Genomic DNA, 17,769 nt, shown 5'->3' on the forward strand with positions numbered 1-17,769 from the left:
TGTTAATGAATTTATGTGTTCCAAATCATATGGCTATCATCATGGATGGTAATGGAAGATGGGGCAAAAGAAGAGGGCTTACTAGAAGTCAGGGACATTATGCAGGCGCCCAGGCAATGGAAAAAATTATTGATGCGAGTATCGAGTTAGGGATAAAAATACTTACCCTTTATGCGTTTTCTTCTGAGAATTGGTCAAGACCTAAAGATGAAGTGAATTATCTAATGGATTTGCCAGTCAAATTTTTTAAGAAAAAACTACCTGGGTTTATGAAAAGAAATATTAAAATTAATATAACTGGTAATATTGCAGAACTTCCTGAACATACCAAGAAGGTTTTGATTGAGTCAGTTGATAAGACAAAAAATAATAGAGGAATTATTGTTAACTTTGCTTTTAATTATGGCGGAAGGGATGACATATTGCAGGCGGTTCAGAAAGTCATCCATGAAGTGCAAAACAAACATATAGATTTATGTAACGTGGATGAACAGTTATTGGAACACTATTTATATACGAAACAACTGCCAGATCCGGAATTAATCATACGTACCGGGGGAGAGAAAAGGATAAGTAATTTTCTATTGTGGCAATGTTCCAACTCGGAACTGTATTTTTCAGATATTTATTTTCCTGATTTTAATGGGGAATTGCTTAAACAAGTAATTTATGATACTCAAAGGAAACATTCAATTGCTGAATGATACTTCGGATAGCTATGAGAAATGTACAGGAAGACCAAAGGAGCGAGGCGGAATGAAGTTTCACTTTATAGACAATTATTTCTAAATGCCTTTGTTCTTCCATCTACATACGATGGACAGTTGTCCCTTTTCTAACGTTGCTGTAATATTCCCACCCATTTTTAGCATAAGACTCTTCACGATGGATAACCCTAAACCAGTACTTTTACCTGATCGATTTTGATCTACCATATAAAATCGATCGAAAAAGAGCTCTACATCTTTTTCTGTTAAATTTAGAGCGTTATTTTTAACGGTTAATATGGCTGTGGATTCCTGTTGCTCTAGGGTGATGGATATGTTCCCGCTTGAATGGGTTAGTGCGTTGGAAATCAGATTTTCGATTACTCTTGTTACAGCTGACCCATCTGATATGATGAATATATTATCTTCTGGTATGTTGATAATCGGTTCCATGTTTTTCTCGTTAAAACGATCATAAAAACTCATTAAGACATCTAATACTAGATTATTTATGTTTATTCGCTCAGATTTTAACTGATAATCTGTAGATTCAATAACGGACAACTCAAAGAAACCATTTAATAAAGTTTCCAGTCTTTTGGCTCGTTTATTAGCAATAGCTAAATATTGTTTGCTTTCATCTGCAGTAATAGTATCCGATTCGGCCAACTGAATATATCCTAAAATAGAGGTTAATGGCGTCCGTAAGTCATGGGACATATTAGCAACTGCTTGTTTTAGTTCATTTTCAAAACGCATTTTTTCTTTCTTTTCCTGAACATACAAATCAATCAATTGGTTGATTTCTTCCCCCAATTTTTCCATATCTTTATCAAAAAGTGCCATTTCGATTTTTTTGCTTGTTTTACAAGTGTTGTAGGAATACAGCTGCCCACTTATATTTTTAACTTCTCGTTTTAAAGAAAAGATGCGGATGAGAAAGATTGAAGCTAATATTGATAAGATTATTAATATGATATAGATTATTTTCCTCACCCTACTTTCTGAAATTTACTTAATTTCTTTTTTCTTAAAAACAACAATTCCACACACGGAAACAATGATTAATGATAGGAATGCAATGAGAATAGACATGGTTATCTCACCGGTTGACATGGTAAGTTTGAATACTGTGCTAAATTGGTTGAAAATTGAATTCTCATATAGCAACTCAATAAATGTTGGCTTAGGAAGCTTTTCAATTGCAAACATCAAGATTGTAAACAAGATCGAAAGAATAATTGTTTTCCCGCTATCATCCGTAATTATTGCTAATAACATAATGATAGCAGTATAGCCTAGAAATTGAAGTGTAAATAAGCTATAAGCCCTTCCGACATAACTCATATTAGTTAAATTCAATACATCACCGTGTCCTAATAAAATAACCATAACAAGAGCTGTTACTAATGGAATCAGTATCGTAACTATAATAGAGCCAAATGAAAAAACTAGATACTTTGCGATAAAAATATGCAATCTTTTATTTCCGCTCATTACTTGGTTCTTGATTACACCGCTTTGTGAGAACTCGATAGAGATAAAAAATCCCGCAAGTGTACTGACGATTAAGTTGAAAAATAGGGGGACTGTAAATGTTGATAACGCATTAAGTTCACTTAATCCTGCAGTGTCAAATACAGTTCCATGCATTTGCCACCAACCAATTATAACGAGGTAATGTAACAATGCACTTAATCCAGTTGAAGCTCCGATTATTACCCAAAATGATTTATTTCGTTTTAATTTAAATAATTCTGCCTTGATAAGATTATTCATGGTCTACACTTCCCACAAGCTTTGAAAAATAGTTTTCCAGGCTGTCACCATTTTCTGAGAGATGTTCAATAACAAGACCATGATTTGTTAAGGCCATCGATACTTTCCGAACATTGTCTAAATAACGATAGAGTTTAATTGTCCCATCAGACAGGACCTCAAAATCAGTAGTGGAAAGATTATCTTCCAGCACTGTTGCCCCTAAATTTGGATTATCGACTTTAATACGTAAATGTTGTCTGCATTTTTGATCCAGCTCGTTTGCTGTCAGTTCTTCCAGTAGCTTCCCTTTATGGATGATCCCAAAAGTGGTTGCAAGCTGGTGCAGTTCACTCAATATATGACTGGATATTAATATAGTTAATTCCTTTTCACGATTTAGCCTTTTCAGCAGCTCGCGGAGTTCGATGATGCCCATTGGATCTAATCCATTTGTTGGTTCATCAAGAATTAAGAATTCCGGATTACTTAGTAAGCAAAGAGCAAGTCCAAGTCTTTGTTTCATTCCGAGCGAAAAGTTTTTCACCTTTTTATTTCCTGTATGTGATAATCCAATCAATTCCAATGTGTTTTTAATGCAGTCTTTTCCTGGAATGCCTTTTTGCAGGCGATGCGCTTCCAGATTTTCAGATGCTGTCATATTTGGAAAAAGTGCGGGATCTTCTACGATGGCACCAATTCTTTTATGTGCCTCCGTTAGTTCGCTAGTTCCAGTCTTGCCGAATAGTTCAATTGATCCGTCCGATGGAAAGGCAAGACCTGTAACCATGCGTAGCATCGTTGATTTACCAGCTCCATTTTGACCGATAACCCCATAAATTTCTCCCTTTTTAAGTGTAATATTGACATCATGAAGGGCAAAATCATGATTATATTTTTTAGTAAGATGATTTGTTTTAAGAATAAATTCACTCATATATATAGCCTCCCTTATTAATGCGTGTTCAAAAAGGAGGATGAAAATGACCGAGGTCGGCTAATGTCGCAACGTCCTGTTGCAACGCCGACACTAGCACGTCCTGTGCGTCGCAGTTCGAGGCGGCGTAGCTCCCGGCAACGGAACGTATGCAGTTAATACGTGAGTAGCGGAAATGCAAGCCAACGAAGAAATGCGAAGTGTCATTTTCACCGGACCTTTTGAACAACCTCTATTAGTACTTAACTTAGTATGGGATAAGAAACATAAGAAAGGCTTAAGCTAATTCTTAAGAAAACCTTAAGATTTCATGCGATAACCCATACCCCAGACGGTTTCGATATATTCTTCCGCTGGATTAGCTTTAGAGAGTTTTGTTCTTAAATTACTCATATGTACATTAACCGTATTATCATCACCATGGAATGGTTCATGCCAGACATTTTCAAATAGATTGGATTTAGAAAAGACTTTCTTTGGAGACGACAAAAGAAGAATCAAAATGGCGTATTCACGTGAGGTTAATGCGAGTTTTTGGTTATTTACTTGGACTGTTTTCGCTTCCAAATCAACTAGAATATCTTTAAAGGCTAACTCCTGTTTGCTAGGCGCAATGCTCATGCGTTTATATCTTCTTAAATGTGAATCGATTCGTGCGGATACCTCTTCAATATCAAATGGCTTTGTAATATAATCATCTGCACCTGCACGCAAGCTATCAATTTTCGTATGCTGGTCTCCTTTAGCGGAAATAACGATAACTGGTACATTACTTTTTGCGGCAATTGCAGAGAGGATCTCTTCCCCTGTCATTCCTGGGAGCATTAAATCAAGTAATACTAAATCCCAGTCCTGCTTTTCCAAATAGAGTATTGCTTCTGTACCAGAATACGCAGGCTGGGCTGAATAATTACGTTTTCTTATGATGTTGCATAGCAAATGATTAATATCATTATCATCTTCCACTACTAAAATATTCACTTTATTATCCACCTTTTATTGCGATATATGTTAATACAGAGTATAAGACCATGAATTATATTTCAACTGAGAGCAGATTTAACTTAGGCTGTGTCATTTCTTCACGATTTCCATCTGTATAAAAATGGGCTAGTTTGCCCTGATATACTAACTGAAAATCCTCAGCCTCCTGTAAGTCATGAGGCATTACTAATGATAATGGCTTTGGAAACTCGATAATATCACATTCTTTAAGAACAGTTGCAACAAATTGCGAACAAAAGTATGCATTTTTTCGTTTTACTGGTTTATTTAGTATAACCCCGAATAAACCTAAAAAATTGTAACGAAACTGATCTTTTTGTTTTTCTATTCTTTTAATATAGTCATTTGCCTTTTGCAGTTGGTGATCGCTGACTGTACAACAATAAATTGCCGCTCTGGACTGTTTAAATAATCCTGTTTTAAAGTTTTCCCTTACAAATCCCCCGATAAAAGGATTGTTTGGTTTTTTTCTGCCGAAGCTATATACCTCTGACAAATCGGCATCACAAGAAATGGATGCATGATTGTATGGTTTTCTTGTATAGAACTTTATCATCTTTGTAAATAGTGTCCCCGTATCTGTTAATACGATATATACCTTTTTCTCTTCCATCATAAATCTCCCCTAAATTTAATCATGAAAATGTTTCTATTTCTAATATAAGTTCTAAAAGATAAGAAAAGCTTAAAGAAATCCTTAAGAAAGTCTTAAGTTTTCATCTAATCGTTGTTAATCTCCCTTTATATTAATAGATGTGCACATATATAATAAGCAACCTGAGGAATATTTAACTATAGGTCTGAAGGCGTATTACTAGTGTCACTAAACATATTAGTGCTCACTCCCTGAATTTTGTCGAATTTTTAGAGTGGTGCGACTATACAAGTGGCGGCTAGTTCCGGCTCCCAGGAGCTCATAGACTTCCTGACACCTCCGTCCGATAAGTCAACATCCATTCGCTTTACAGCTCATGGTGTTTCCTTTATCTCCTGCGAAGGAATGTTCAACAAGAACGCCACATCACGTGGCTTTGTTGAACCACCCCACGTCCTGTGGGGCGCAGTCTAATCGCTCCTAACCGGTCGCCTCCACTTTTGGGTATATTCACTCCACGAATTTTGTCAAATGTTGATGATAAAAGAAGCCCATCAGTGTATATGACTGATGGGCTTCTCGATTATGATTCTTTTTCTGCCTTTTTATTTTTATCTTTTTCAAATAGGACCAGTAATCCTGGTAACAAAACTCCCCTGACAAGGAAGGTATCTATTAGAATACCTATTGCCACGATAAAGCCAAAAACAAATAGCAATTGAATTGGCTGTGTCATCAGTACGGCAAATGTTGATGCAAGGATGATACCGGCGGAGGAAATGACACCACCTGTATTTGCTACTGCAATTTCCACTGCTTCTTTTACAGGATGTTTTTTGCGTTCCTCCATAAACCGTGAAACAAGGATAATGTTATAGTCAATCCCAAGTGCCACAAGGAATATGAAGGCATATACAGGTACCCTATTGCTAATCGTATCAATTCCAAAGAACAATTCAGTTAGGAACATGCCCAATCCAAGCGCAGCAGCGAAGGAAACGAGTATTGTTCCCATCATATATACTGGCATTTTAAATGATCTAGTCAGAATCATCAGCATGATAAAGATCAGGATGGTTTCAAGAATTACAATCAAAATCGTATCCCGGTTATTGTATGAACGATCATCGATGGAAGTAGCTGTTTCACCGGCAAAATAGAGTTCACCATTCAAGTTAATATCGGCAAGAATGCTGTCAGCTTCATTTTGAATTTTTTCTAATGCATCCATTGTTACGGCATCATAAGGATTTGTTTCAAAAGCCATGCTTAAAGAAATTGTTTTCTCATCTTCCGTAATATTCTCGAGTCGAACACTTTCCACCGATTCCTCTGAATTGAACCTCTCAATCAGTACTTCTTGTTCATCAGTACTGACAGTATCTGCTGATTCAAATAATACCGTTGTCGGTGCAAGATCCCCGGCTGTAAAATTCTCTTCCAATAATTCATAACCTTCCCTGGACGGCATATCCTCTGGGAAAGATTTAAGAATATTAAACTCATAATCCATATTGAATATATTTGCTGCTGATAGGAAAATGAAAGCAAGGATGATTGAAACGGACAGGGCAGGTTTCTTCGTAACGAATCGACCAACTTTACTCCATATGGAATTCCTTTTTACTTGCGTATCACCGACCTTAGGTATAACAGGCCAGAAGGAATTTCTACCAAATAAAGTGAATAACGCTGGTACAAGGGTAACGGAACATAACATGATTACAAGCAATGCAGTTCCGAAAATAGGGGCAAAGTTTTTATAATCTCCTAGTGAAGCAAATATAAGTACGAGCATGGCAACCAATACTGTTCCACCTGAATAAAAGACTGGCAATCCTGTTCCTCTCATTGCCATTTTCATTGCCTCATATTTATTATTGTGGGTCTTCAGTTCTTCTTTGAAGCGGGAAAAGACGAATAAAGAGTAATCAATGACAGCTGCGAATAATAATATAGTCATAATTGAAACTGACTGGGTACTCATTTCCAATCCAGCTTTTCCCCATATACCAAGAATCTGCATAACAATCTGGTAAACAAAACCAGCAGCAAGCAATGGAATAAGAGCCAGTAGCGGTGATCGGTAAATAACGACAAGGAGTACGAGAATGATGCCAACAGTCGCCATAATCAGTACTAGATCTGCTCTGGAGAATAAATCTGTTGTATCTACTGCAATTCCAGCTGGACCGGTAACAAGCAATTCAAGATCAGACAGTTCGTTTGTCAGTTCTGCAATCTTCTTTAGAGATTCTTTAATAGCTGCTGTGTCCAACGAAACAGATAGATTGGCAGGGATAATAGCTGTTGTGCTATCTTCCGAGAAAAAGGATTCTGCAGCCTGTGGAGGCAGCATTGCAAGTGGAACGATTTCTTCTAATCCGGAAATACCGGCTTCTTCGATTTCTGTGGTAATTTCTGATAGCTCAGTAAGGTCGATTTCTTCCCCATCATTTTGGAAAACAAGTATAGCGGGCAATAAATCACTAGTCTCGAAATAAGATGCGATCTTTTCACTTGCGATGACAGATTGGGCATCTTCTGGCAATGTTTCTACACTCGAAACCTGATAATCATGGACGCTTGGCGCAAAGACTGTCAATAATATCAGTACCAAAGCCCAGATTCCTGCTGTAATCCACATTCCTTTCTTTGTTGAAACACGATCTGTGATATTCTGTAGAAGTTTTTTCATATAATCTCTCCCTCTATAGCAAATGGAATTAAAAATAACACTAGTGTTACTTATTAGTATCCCTAAAAGTAACACTAGTGTCAATTAATCTTTTGTAAACATTCCGTGTCTGATTATTTCCTTTATCGAGGCTATCCATTCAACTTGTGGTACACCAAAATGATTTGGTATATCGACAGTCTGAAAGATGAGTCCCAAAATGAGAGGGTCTGGTAGATCTGCCTTTAGCTGATGATTTACTTTGCCTAATGAAACAAATTTTTGCAGCATTTCATACATATCTTTATGCTGACTTTTCAGCTTTAAGTTATTTTCTTTTACTTTTTCATTGGTAGCAGGGATTTCAAATGCCATGCTCCGAATTTGATGGATTTCGCTATCCGCAAATATAATATTAATCAAAAAGTCAAATTGCTGTTCAAAATTCTGATAGTTATCAATTTCTTTAAGTTTTTCAAGAAAGGAGTCCATTTCAAAAACCATATAATTCGTAATCAGTTCATCTTTATTATCGTAATACTTATAAAGCGTTGCCCTGGAAACCTGAAGTTCTTTTGCGAGTAAGCTGAAGGTGAATCCTTGATAGCCATTTTTCACTAAAATTTTCTTCGTGGCTGCATATAAATCCTGTTCCGTAAATTTCTTGTCTCTGCCCAATTTATTCACCTCGTTGCTGATACAATTCTTATTATTTAATTGGCAAGTTTTTGGTCCAAAGTTTCTTTGAAGAGTACTCTGAATTTCTCCTGATCTTCTACCGTAAATGGTTTTGGACCCTTTGTACGCTTACCGCTTTTCCGAGCCATTGCGCTCAGATATCTTGTTTGTAAAAGCTGATCAATGTTTTCATTCGTATATGTAAACCCTTTGTGATGAAGAATGGTACATCCTTTTGCTAGTCCCAATGAAGCGAGCCCGTAGTCCTGTGTAACGATTATATCTTTATTTTTAGCGAGCTTCATAATCCGATAGTCAGCTGCTTCTGCCCCGTTATCAACATAAATCGTTTTCACACCTTCAGGATTATCTTTGTTGGAGAAGTGTGAAAAGCTTGTTACCATCACAACGGCTATATTTTTAACCCTGGCTTCTTTTATAATAATATCTTTCACCGGGCATGCATCTGCATCAACATATATTATCATATCATCTCTCCTGTCACTCAATTGATTGTGATATTAAAGTTAGGGAGAGATTTTGTCAATAAAATAGGTTAGGAAGTGTAATGTTAGAATGTAAGTAATGTACACTTTACGCAGAGGGAAGATATCTCAGAGGAATTGCGCAGTCTCATTTAAGATATGGTCGAAGAGCGAGCGAATGGTGGAGAAATCAAAAGAACAGATGTGGAAGAGGTATTATTGGAATTAGGAAGCCGAAAGAAGTTAGCACAAAATTACCGTGAGAACCGAAAATATGTAATTGGTCCGGAATTATTTGACTTTTATATGCTAGTAATGAAAATTTCTCTTATTTCATTTGCCTTTAGCATGGGTGTTGTTTTTGTCATAGAAATTATTATTAACTCAATTGCTATTTTGGATCACTTTATTGGTTTGATTATTTCTATAATTACAGTCGTTCCGCAAATAGTTGGCTGGGTAACAATTGGGTTTGCAATTGGAGATTATTTTGGCGGTTTAAAAGCTGAAGAATTATCCAGGGGAGAAGCATGGAAACCATCCGATTTACCAGCAATTCCTGATCCAAGGGGAAGAATCAAACGAAGCGAGTCAATAACCGGAATTATTTTTTACAGCATATGTATGATGATTCTAGCCTTTAACAATGAATACTTTGGTATATGGTTTTCAGGGAAGGTGAATTCCAAGACGTTATTCCATTACTCAACCCGGAAACCTATACAGGCTATTTACTATTTATTCTAGCTATTTTTGGTTTGCTTTTAAAAATAGATGAAATTATGTGCAAATGACACATGATTGATTAAGATAATCATCATGTGCCATTTGCACGGATAGAAGTATACTTAGGAAATCAGTATAAGTGAACGAAGGGTATGGTAAATGAATGGAATATCAAATTTCTAAGATGGAAGAAAAAGATTGGGAGCAGGTTCGGGATATTTTTATACAGGGGATACAAACAGGCAATGCTACTTTTGATACAGATGCACCTTCGTGGGAAGAATGGGATCGGGGACATATACATGCATGCAGGCTGGTTGTAAGTAATGGAGAGAAATTACTCGGCTGGGCAGCATTGAGCCAGGTTTCGAGCAGGCGTGCATTTGCAGGTATTGCAGAACTGAGTATATATCTTAGTGTGGATAGTGTTGGAAAGGGAATCGGTTCAAAACTAATCCAAGCTGTTATTGAATCAAGTGAAGCGGCAGGATTCTGGACACTGCAATCAGGGATTTTCCCTGAAAATACAGCTAGTATTCATTTACATAAGAAAGTTGGGTTCAGGGAGATTGGTGTGCGTAAACAGTTAGGCAAAATGAATGGACGTTGGCGTGATGTTGTCATGATGGAGCGGAGGAGTGAAATTGTAGGGATTGAATAGTTTACTTTGGCGTAAAAACGTTGTAATGCTGAAGACCACAAAGAAAAAGTCGATGCCCATAGTCCAAATGCTAATGTTCAAGATAAAAATGAAGGAAGTTCACAAATTTAATACAAAAATTCACATATACGAGGCTATAGAAGCGTGTGGGTGAATAACTTATCAAAAAAAGATGTCTGATTCCAGGCATCTTTTTTAAATTCCTGTTGTACTTTTCAGAAAAAGGTAATATACTACATTACATGGGTAATGTACTAACTCATGTGAAGGAGGTTGCAGGCTTGAGTCTTAATACTAACGGGTCAAAACCTATTTATATACAGATTGCTGAATGGATCGAAGCAGAGATATTAAATGGAAATTTTAAAAAAGACGATAAGGTTTATTCGCAATACAAGCTTGCTGAAATGTTTACGATCAACCCTGCAACAGCTGCAAAAGGATTAAATATCCTAGCTGATGAAAAGATTCTCTATAGCAAGCGGGGGCTTGGTAAGTTTGTTACGAGTGATGCAAGAGCTATTATTATGGACAAACGGAAAAATCAGACGCTAAAGGGATTATTAAGGGAAGTTGTGTTGGAGGCAGAACGACTTAGTGTTGATGAAGAAGAGTTAATGAAAATGCTTCGGACGATGAATAACGAACGCAAGGGGGATGCGGAGTGAATGTTATTGAATGTGAAGGATTAACGAAGAAACAAGGGCAGTTAAAAGCATTGAATGATCTGTCATTTTCGATTAAAGAAAACACGATTACTGGTTTAATAGGGAGAAATGGAGCAGGGAAGACAACGCTTTTGAAAATTTTGGCTGGGTATTGGCGACAAACTGTAGGTGATGTGAACGTTTTTGAAGAAAGTCCTTTTAATAATCTTTTCGTATCAGCAAATACCATTTACGTTGATGATCAAATGAATTTCCCTAGGGTATTGACGCTTCCTGAAATCTTAAAAGAAGCAGAGCGCTTTTACGAGAAATGGGATCAGAATTTTGCCGAAAGACTGTTTGATTATTTTTCTTTTTATCCAAATCAAACGCATAGTCAATTATCAAAGGGAAAAAAGAGTACATTTAACATGATTGTTGGTTTAGCCTCTCGTTGTGCGCTAACTATGTTTGATGAGCCGACAACAGGGATGGATGCAGGAGTCAGAAGGGATTTTTATAGGGCGCTTTTGAAGGATTATCTCGTACATCCGCGAACAATTATCATATCCAGCCACCATTTAGATGAGATAGAAGATTTATTGGAAGATGTATTATTAATTGATCAAGGAAGAATGTTCCTTCATCTGTCAATGGATGAACTTAAAGAATATGCAGTTGGTTTATCAGGGAGAACAGAAGTTATTATGCAATGGACATCCAATTTAGAGGTACTTCATACCAAACAAGTCGGCGAGAATACTACTTATTCTGTGGTGAAAAATAATTCTTTTCCATTAGTGCAAGCAAAACAGCTAGGTGTTGAAGTTTCACCTGTTTCAGCTAGTGATTTATGTATATATTTAACCAGCAGAATGAAAGGTGGAATAGATAATGTCTTTAAGTAAAATCCACTTGGGAACACTCGTGAAAAGGCAATATTTATATAAATGTAAAGCTAATATAACTATTTTCAATTCAATGCTTGTAATTCAAGCTATTGCAATTTTATTTTCATTGTCAGGAACTGGCCAAATGGGTTTCGGTGGTGTCGGGTACAGCAGTGTAGATATTCAATACTACTCTGCAGATATTGTAATTGTTTTTACGATGATTTGGGGATTTATCAGCTCGATTCAAATTACAACCAAAGATTACAAAGAATATGATTATGCCTTTGTAACCAATAGGTTAAGTAGCAATCTATCCAATATTGCTTTTTCGTTTACTGCAAGTGTAGTAGGTGCACTTACAGCGATTTTTTCTGGTTATTTAATAAAAGTTATGATGATTTTTTTCTTCGATTATCAATTTCTAGGTGCTGGTAGCGTGCAGGGTTTTGGTATGTTTATAAGTGGGCTTATTGCAACCATGCTTTTTATTTTTATGGTTAGTTCCCTAGGTTATCTAATTGGTTCGATTGTTCAATTCAATAAGATATTTATTGGGATTCTGCCCGCGTTATTGATTGGATCCTTGTACTTAATTGGACGAAATGAAAGTGAAATACTGCTGGAGATTGGTCAATTTTATTTCGATGAATCATCCATCCTAATAGTTATTATTAAAACAGGAATAACTGCAGCAATATGTTTCCTTTGTGCTGTGATGATTTCGAATCGACAGGAGGTTAGAAAATGAATGTAGCTATTTCGTTTCTGCCAATCTTATTGTTACTAGGTATCCTTTTTGTACTTATTGCCATAATAAGACGTTTAAATAATAGGGGAAAAGGTGCAAAGTGGATATTTATTGGATATATCATTCTTCTATTCGTTTCAGTAGGTGTATATTATCTTCTGCCTATAGAAAAGAAAACAACGGATAGCAAAAGTTATAGCTTTGAGGAAACTCAAGGTTCGTATGATATGCATCTGTACGATGAAATCCAACATGGGCGAGTAGATGATATCGATTCATCATTTATTCGTGAAAGTTGGGATTTCCAATATCAAGGAGAGCAACTAGAAATAATAGCCCCGGAAAATAATGTTAATACTGTACCAATATATGTAGAGAAAGTAGATGACATAGAAAATGTGATTGAAGTTGTATTTTATCAAACACCTGTATTTGTCGAAATAGTAGAAGTCTCTAAATACACGGCATTACCGGATATTAATTTGTCATCAAATGTATTAAGTGTTAACAAACCATATGATGGTTCATATGAGAGTATTTCGTTTACTACCTTCAAGCAGGAGTTTCCGTTTAGACAGTTATCTGGTGAAAAATTAATGGATCATACTGTAATAAGTGGTTATGATGCAATATATATTCGAGTTTCAGAAGGTATTGAATTGGAATTTGATACAAATATGATGATTGAAACGGTAGGATAACATAGGATACATGCAAGATTAATGATGAAAAAAGCTTGATTAATTATAAATTAATCAAGCTTAACCAGACTACTAAATCCCATTCTACCCGCATATTCTTCTGTGTCCCATTCCTGCTTCATCGTTCTGCGGTGATTTTCCTGGAGGTCTTTTACAATCTTATCTACATCGACTTGATTCTCATAATGCCACTGAAGAGCAACGGACATATATAGCTCGTTAAGTTGGGCAATGGATAAACCTTTTGTTTGCTTCGTTAATTGAGTTAGCATCTCTTCGGATAAGAATTTTGTCATGCCTTTTTTATGCAAATATTTACTTCTTAATGCATCATCTGGCTGCTTGATTTCATAGGCACGATCAAAACGGCCTGCACGATTTATCAAAGCAGGATCAATTTTCTCAGGATAGTTGGTTGTTCCAATTAGAAAAATTCCTTCCTTGGATGTGGCGCCGTCAAGCGTATTCAAAAATACAGATCGCGCTTCCTCGGGCATGGAATCGATATCTTCTATAATAAGAATCATCGGCGCCATTTTCGTTAACGTAGCGAAAACTTCCTTAATCGAGTAGCTTGATGTATATTCGGTAATCTGCCAATATACAACAGGAGCCGGTACACTGCCTGCGATTGATTTAACGAGAGTTGTTTTCCCATTGCCCGGGCTACCATATAGAAGAATTCCACGCTTGTATGGAATATTGTATTCTTGAAAAAATGTCCCATTCTCATGGAAAAATTCATCAATCGAACGGAAAATATCCGTCTTCACATGATCTTCCAACAGAATATCATCCCGTCGTACTTGATAGGTTATTTTCTCACGAGTTTTTTCTAAGCCGTCCTCAGTATCTGTAAGAACGTTTATGCCATCAAGCATATATTCACGTTGCTTTTCAATCATATAGTTTAAAAATGCCAACACACATGCATCATTTTTTGCGAAAATAAATTCACGTACGTATTCCATATGACTTTGATAAATTGGTAATTTTACAATAACCACTTCATAGTTTGGGAAGTGGAATATATTATTCACTAAGGATGGTCTGACAGAGTACTGTTTTGTATCATTGTACTTAATGGTTGATGTTCCTACTGCATCATACACACTTGCCAGTATTTCAATATCTATCTCTTTTCTCAGAAGAAGTTGCTCTAAGGTATCATCCACTTCATCGATACCATCATCTATATCATAAAGATTATAGTTATTGCCAAATTTTTCGGTCAATACATCTTTTACCTTATCAATACCAACTGCATAATCGTAATACTGTGGAATTGTATTATTGTCTGTATCATTGAATTTAATTAAAGTTGGGTATTTTTTCAATATGAATTTCCTCCGAATTCAAATATAGATTTTTTATGTTAGATTTAATTATTATTTTTCACACTGATCCTATTGTATAACTATTTGCACTCTATTTTTCAGGGAGATTAAGCCACATTCTATCGCAAAACCGAACTGACCTACATCCTCCTGTAGGTCCCCGGTTAAATTCATCCCTTCGGCTAAAAGAAATGTCCACACGTCGCTAAACGTGTGTTTGCGCTTTTCTAAAATAATCATATCATAATATAATATATATATGTGTAGTAGGTTTATTTTGACTCGCAAAATTGTGATATAATGAATGAAATAAGAAATTTTTCTTTATGGTGACTTAATATACAAGTCGAGAAGGGAAGCTGGAAAAATCCACCGCGGTCCCGCCACTGTTAAAGAGGAGAATCCATCGGAAAACCACTGTTTATATTGATGGGAAGGTAGATAGGATTTGACGATCCTAAGCCAGGATACCTGCCATAAGGGAAAGTATGTAATCCTATGGGAGATAGGAGGATGCGTGAGCTTATTCCTAGCATACATTTTGCAGTTATTATAATTAGTGTTTTTTTACGAGCATCTTCAATTAAAGAAGGTGTTTTTTAATTTTATGAAGGAGAGATTATATATTGGAAAAGATAGCAATTAGCAAATCTAAAACAGTTCAAACGCGGTTGGTAATGCCACCAGATACGAATCACCTAAATACCATCTTTGGTGGAAAGGTTCTTGCATATATTGATGAAATTGCTGCTTTAACTGCGATGAAACATGCTAATAGTTCAGTTGTGACAGCATCCATTGATTCGGTTGATTTTTTATCCTCCGCAAAAGTTGGTGATTCATTGAGTCTGGAAGCTTATGTAACATATACAGGGACAAGCTCGATGGAAGTCTATGTAAAGGTTCATGCACATGATTTAATAAAAAATGAAAAGAAACTAACAACAGAATCATTTCTGACAATGGTTGCAGTAAATGAAGATGGAAAATCTGTTCCGGTTCCGGGTGTATTTCCAGAGAGTGATGAAGAAGTACTGTTATACTCATCAGCACCAGCAAGAAAAGAGAACCGTCTAAGACGTCATTCCTATAAGCAGAAACAGATTTAAGGCAGGGAGCTGTTCTGTTAAACAATTTAGCCTGAACCTGTTAGTATTTATGTATACTAATTTGGCAGGAGTGATTGAAATGAGTGAAAAGGTTAGCATAAATAACTTAACCATTGACGCATTAAATCTTCAGGAAGAAACAGTGAAAACGGATGAAGGCGAATTAAAGAAAGTAAGTTTTGATTTTAAAGTGACAACAGAGGACTACCATGATGTTACGGCATTGCTATATAAAAATGATTTTATAGTTAAGATTCCTGGGAAACAGCTTGAATTTCCAGCTGTTATCCATAATTATTCCACCTCAATTACAAATTTGTATGAAGCAGGGGCAGTTGGCGATTTTAAATTGGAACTCATCGAGCAAAACTAACAGGATTCTATGACGTTTATGTTGCGTCATAGGATTTTTTGATATGGAGAAATATCCCCTCATATCGATATAGTATTAAAGTAGAAAGCCTGAATTTTAGCTTTGAAGGTGATCCTTTTGTAAATCGAACGGAAATTAAGGGTACTTGTAACTACGTTGAAAATAGAAATGGATAGATATGCTTTCCCTTTTCGATTGGAAATGCGATAATGTGGAAAAACATGATTGGATGAAAATATGACAAAAACAATTGAATTAAACGTAAATCCGGATTTTATTGGCCATTATAAAAATAAATATCCATTGATCAATAAGGATGCAATTAAAAATCCTGGAGATTTATCAGCAGAAGGGACTTTAGTGCATTTGATTGACCAAAACAGCAACTTTCTTGCCAAAGGTTATTACGGAAAGCAGAATAAAGGACTTGGCTGGGTATTGACTTTTAATGAGGGAGAAAAGATTGACACAGTCTTTTTTAAAAGTAAAATTTTGACTGCTATCAATAAACGACAATCCTTTTACAAGGACAAAAACACGACTGCATTCCGTATTTTTAATGGTGAAGGTGATGGCATTGGTGGGCTGACCATTGATTATTTTGAAGGTTATTATTTAATCAACTGGTATAGCGAAGGAATCTATTCGTTTAAGGAAAAAGTTATCCAAGTCCTGGATGAACTCGGTGATTACAAGGCTATTTATGAAAAAAAACGCTTCGATACGAAGGGACAATATATTGATGACGATGATTTTGTAAAGGGAGAGCGTGGCGAATTCCCAATTATCATTAAAGAAAATGGCATGAGTTATGCGGTTTATTTAAACGATGGGGCAATGGTTGGGATATTTCTGGATCAGCGTGATGTACGTCAAGCCATCCGTAATCAGTATGCAAAAGGAAAACATGTGCTCAATACATTTTCATATACGGGAGCATTCTCTGTTGCCGCATCGCTTGGTGGTGCAGCGAAAACAACTAGTGTGGATCTTGCCAAGCGCAGTAAAAGCAAAACAATTGAACAGTTCAGTGTAAATGGAATTGATTTTGAACAGCAGGATATCATTGTGATGGATGTCTTTGATTATTTCAAATATGCGAAACGTAAAGAATTGAAATTTGATGTGGTTGTCCTTGATCCTCCAAGCTTTGCCCGTTCTAAAAAGCATACGTTCAGCACATCAAAAAATTATCCTGAATTGATAAAAGATACACTCGCGATTCTTGAAAAGGATGGAATCATCGTTGCATCTACGAACAATGCATCATTTGGAATGAAAAAGTTTAAAAAGTTTATTGATCAAGGCTTTAAAGATATGAAAGTGAAATATAGGATTGTCGAGGAATTTTCATTACCAGCTGATTTTCAAGTAGACCGTAATTTTAACCAAGGAAATTATTTAAAGGTCGTTATTGTGCAGAAAGTGAATTAATTGACACCCGCTATGGTTCTCGAAGCTTAGCGGGTTTTTTAGATGGATATAAAAGACAGTTCCTATTCGTTAAAAAATTAGGCTGTTTTCGCATATATATGTTGTTTTATAAACGTCGCAGTTGAGATAAACTGCCGAAGAAACTAGTATGTATTTTAGACCATAAAAAGTGATGTAAATGCAAGCTGATTTCTAAAGACGTCTGCTTTTGCGCCGTCCGGGGGTCGCTGCGGGCGGATGCGCACCTTAGGACACGGCCACAGAACCGAAGGGAAAACCACTCTTCGGGTCTTCGGAC

19 protein-coding genes and 1 riboswitch are annotated in these 17,769 nt (G+C 36.2%); of the genes, 10 read left to right on the forward strand and 9 right to left on the reverse strand.

The genetic code is table 11. From position 1 onward, the window contains the following. The first annotated feature begins 5 nt into the window (after window positions 1-5). A complete protein-coding gene (locus BV906_RS14690) occupies window positions 6-704 on the forward strand; it encodes an undecaprenyl pyrophosphate synthase (RefSeq protein WP_087974390.1) in 699 nt (232 codons plus the stop codon). An 81-nt stretch (window positions 705-785) separates the two neighbouring features. Here the strand turns inward: BV906_RS14690 and BV906_RS14695 are convergent, their stop codons facing one another. The 8 genes from BV906_RS14695 to BV906_RS14730 all read right to left on the reverse strand — a co-directional run bounded on the left by BV906_RS14695 (window position 786) and on the right by BV906_RS14730 (window position 8,845). Beyond that, window positions 786-1,553: a sensor histidine kinase gene (locus tag BV906_RS14695; protein ID WP_245844172.1), complete on the reverse strand. Its 768-nt coding sequence runs from the start codon at window positions 1,551-1,553 to the stop codon at window positions 786-788. A 165-nt stretch (window positions 1,554-1,718) separates the two neighbouring features. Then, window positions 1,719-2,486 (reverse strand): ABC transporter permease, encoded by a 768-nt coding sequence (locus BV906_RS14700; protein ID WP_087974391.1) that lies wholly within the window; start codon window positions 2,484-2,486, stop codon window positions 1,719-1,721. Then, window positions 2,479-3,402 carry an ATP-binding cassette domain-containing protein gene (locus BV906_RS14705; protein ID WP_087974392.1) on the reverse strand — a complete coding sequence of 308 codons (924 nt, stop codon included), beginning with the start codon at window positions 3,400-3,402 and terminating at the stop codon, window positions 2,479-2,481. The genes BV906_RS14700 and BV906_RS14705 overlap by 8 nt, the downstream gene beginning before the upstream one ends. Window positions 3,403-3,702: 300 nt before the next feature. Further along, window positions 3,703-4,395: a response regulator transcription factor gene (locus BV906_RS14710; protein WP_087974393.1), complete on the reverse strand. Its 693-nt coding sequence runs from the start codon at window positions 4,393-4,395 to the stop codon at window positions 3,703-3,705. A gap of 43 nt (window positions 4,396-4,438) precedes the next feature. Then, on the reverse strand, window positions 4,439-5,020 hold the full coding sequence (locus BV906_RS14715) for a hypothetical protein (RefSeq protein ID WP_087974394.1): 582 nt from the start codon (window positions 5,018-5,020) through the stop codon (window positions 4,439-4,441). Between the two features lie 565 nt (window positions 5,021-5,585). Next, window positions 5,586-7,700 carry an MMPL family transporter gene (locus BV906_RS14720; protein WP_087974395.1) on the reverse strand — a complete coding sequence of 705 codons (2,115 nt, stop codon included), beginning with the start codon at window positions 7,698-7,700 and terminating at the stop codon, window positions 5,586-5,588. 84 nt (window positions 7,701-7,784) lie between these two features. Beyond that, window positions 7,785-8,366, reverse strand: a complete 582-nt coding sequence (locus BV906_RS14725; protein WP_245844182.1) for a TetR/AcrR family transcriptional regulator — start codon at window positions 8,364-8,366, stop codon at window positions 7,785-7,787. Between the two features lie 26 nt (window positions 8,367-8,392). Continuing rightward, on the reverse strand, window positions 8,393-8,845 hold the full coding sequence (locus tag BV906_RS14730) for a YaiI/YqxD family protein (RefSeq protein ID WP_087974397.1): 453 nt from the start codon (window positions 8,843-8,845) through the stop codon (window positions 8,393-8,395). A gap of 156 nt (window positions 8,846-9,001) precedes the next feature. Between BV906_RS14730 and BV906_RS14735 the strand changes: the two genes are divergently transcribed. The 6 genes from BV906_RS14735 (at window position 9,002) to BV906_RS14760 (ending at window position 13,218) form a co-directional block, all read left to right on the forward strand. Continuing rightward, the gene (locus BV906_RS14735; RefSeq protein WP_087974398.1) at window positions 9,002-9,589 is read left to right on the forward strand and encodes a hypothetical protein; all 588 of its coding nucleotides are present in this window, start codon (window positions 9,002-9,004) and stop codon (window positions 9,587-9,589) included. A gap of 142 nt (window positions 9,590-9,731) precedes the next feature. Then, complete coding sequence (locus BV906_RS14740; RefSeq protein WP_087974399.1) at window positions 9,732-10,229, forward strand: GNAT family N-acetyltransferase; 498 nt, start codon at window positions 9,732-9,734, stop codon at window positions 10,227-10,229. Window positions 10,230-10,510: 281 nt separating this feature from the next. After that, the gene (locus BV906_RS14745; RefSeq protein ID WP_087974400.1) at window positions 10,511-10,897 is read left to right on the forward strand and encodes a GntR family transcriptional regulator; all 387 of its coding nucleotides are present in this window, start codon (window positions 10,511-10,513) and stop codon (window positions 10,895-10,897) included. Then, entirely contained in the window at window positions 10,894-11,784 is an 891-nt protein-coding gene (locus BV906_RS14750) for an ATP-binding cassette domain-containing protein (protein WP_087974401.1), read from the forward strand. The genes BV906_RS14745 and BV906_RS14750 overlap by 4 nt, the downstream gene beginning before the upstream one ends. After that, on the forward strand, window positions 11,771-12,517 hold the full coding sequence (locus BV906_RS14755) for a hypothetical protein (protein WP_087974402.1): 747 nt from the start codon (window positions 11,771-11,773) through the stop codon (window positions 12,515-12,517). The genes BV906_RS14750 and BV906_RS14755 overlap by 14 nt, the downstream gene beginning before the upstream one ends. Beyond that, on the forward strand, window positions 12,514-13,218 hold the full coding sequence (locus BV906_RS14760; protein WP_087974403.1) for a hypothetical protein: 705 nt from the start codon (window positions 12,514-12,516) through the stop codon (window positions 13,216-13,218). The genes BV906_RS14755 and BV906_RS14760 overlap by 4 nt, the downstream gene beginning before the upstream one ends. Window positions 13,219-13,268: 50 nt before the next feature. Here the strand turns inward: BV906_RS14760 and BV906_RS14765 are convergent, their stop codons facing one another. Continuing rightward, on the reverse strand, window positions 13,269-14,555 hold the full coding sequence (locus BV906_RS14765; RefSeq protein WP_245844184.1) for an ATP-binding protein: 1,287 nt from the start codon (window positions 14,553-14,555) through the stop codon (window positions 13,269-13,271). Window positions 14,556-14,865: 310 nt separating this feature from the next. Continuing rightward, window positions 14,866-15,048, forward strand: a riboswitch (cobalamin riboswitch). 184 nt (window positions 15,049-15,232) lie between these two features. Here BV906_RS14765 and BV906_RS14770 point away from each other — a divergent pair. From BV906_RS14770 to BV906_RS14780, 3 genes are all read left to right on the forward strand, one after another. Beyond that, window positions 15,233-15,664, forward strand: coding sequence for an acyl-CoA thioesterase (locus tag BV906_RS14770; RefSeq protein ID WP_087974548.1), 432 nt, complete (start codon window positions 15,233-15,235; stop codon window positions 15,662-15,664). Window positions 15,665-15,743: 79 nt separating this feature from the next. Continuing rightward, on the forward strand, window positions 15,744-16,037 hold the full coding sequence (locus tag BV906_RS14775; RefSeq protein WP_087974405.1) for a DUF3219 family protein: 294 nt from the start codon (window positions 15,744-15,746) through the stop codon (window positions 16,035-16,037). A 237-nt stretch (window positions 16,038-16,274) separates the two neighbouring features. Continuing rightward, window positions 16,275-17,471: a class I SAM-dependent rRNA methyltransferase gene (locus BV906_RS14780; RefSeq protein ID WP_087974549.1), complete on the forward strand. Its 1,197-nt coding sequence runs from the start codon at window positions 16,275-16,277 to the stop codon at window positions 17,469-17,471. Window positions 17,472-17,769: the final 298 nt, after the last annotated feature.

The organism is Oceanobacillus rekensis (genome assembly GCF_002153375.1).
Taxonomy (GTDB): domain Bacteria; phylum Bacillota; class Bacilli; order Bacillales; family Amphibacillaceae; genus Oceanobacillus; species Oceanobacillus rekensis.

Coding starts and splice junctions, on each gene's coding strand:
- BV906_RS14695 (WP_245844172.1), bottom strand. CDS start 1,553: ATGGCACTTTTTGATAAAGATATGGAAAAATTGGGGGAAGAAATCAAC.
- BV906_RS14770 (WP_087974548.1), top strand. CDS start 15,233: ATGCCACCAGATACGAATCACCTAAATACCATCTTTGGTGGAAAGGTT.
- BV906_RS14715 (WP_087974394.1), bottom strand. CDS start 5,020: ATGGAAGAGAAAAAGGTATATATCGTATTAACAGATACGGGGACACTA.
- BV906_RS14740 (WP_087974399.1), top strand. CDS start 9,732: ATGGAATATCAAATTTCTAAGATGGAAGAAAAAGATTGGGAGCAGGTT.
- BV906_RS14755 (WP_087974402.1), top strand. CDS start 11,771: ATGTCTTTAAGTAAAATCCACTTGGGAACACTCGTGAAAAGGCAATAT.
- BV906_RS14690 (WP_087974390.1), top strand. CDS start 6: ATGAATTTATGTGTTCCAAATCATATGGCTATCATCATGGATGGTAAT.
- BV906_RS14735 (WP_087974398.1), top strand. CDS start 9,002: ATGGTCGAAGAGCGAGCGAATGGTGGAGAAATCAAAAGAACAGATGTG.
- BV906_RS14775 (WP_087974405.1), top strand. CDS start 15,744: ATGAGTGAAAAGGTTAGCATAAATAACTTAACCATTGACGCATTAAAT.
- BV906_RS14720 (WP_087974395.1), bottom strand. CDS start 7,700: ATGAAAAAACTTCTACAGAATATCACAGATCGTGTTTCAACAAAGAAA.
- BV906_RS14730 (WP_087974397.1), bottom strand. CDS start 8,845: ATGATAATATATGTTGATGCAGATGCATGCCCGGTGAAAGATATTATT.
- BV906_RS14700 (WP_087974391.1), bottom strand. CDS start 2,486: ATGAATAATCTTATCAAGGCAGAATTATTTAAATTAAAACGAAATAAA.
- BV906_RS14760 (WP_087974403.1), top strand. CDS start 12,514: ATGAATGTAGCTATTTCGTTTCTGCCAATCTTATTGTTACTAGGTATC.
- BV906_RS14705 (WP_087974392.1), bottom strand. CDS start 3,402: ATGAGTGAATTTATTCTTAAAACAAATCATCTTACTAAAAAATATAAT.
- BV906_RS14780 (WP_087974549.1), top strand. CDS start 16,275: ATGACAAAAACAATTGAATTAAACGTAAATCCGGATTTTATTGGCCAT.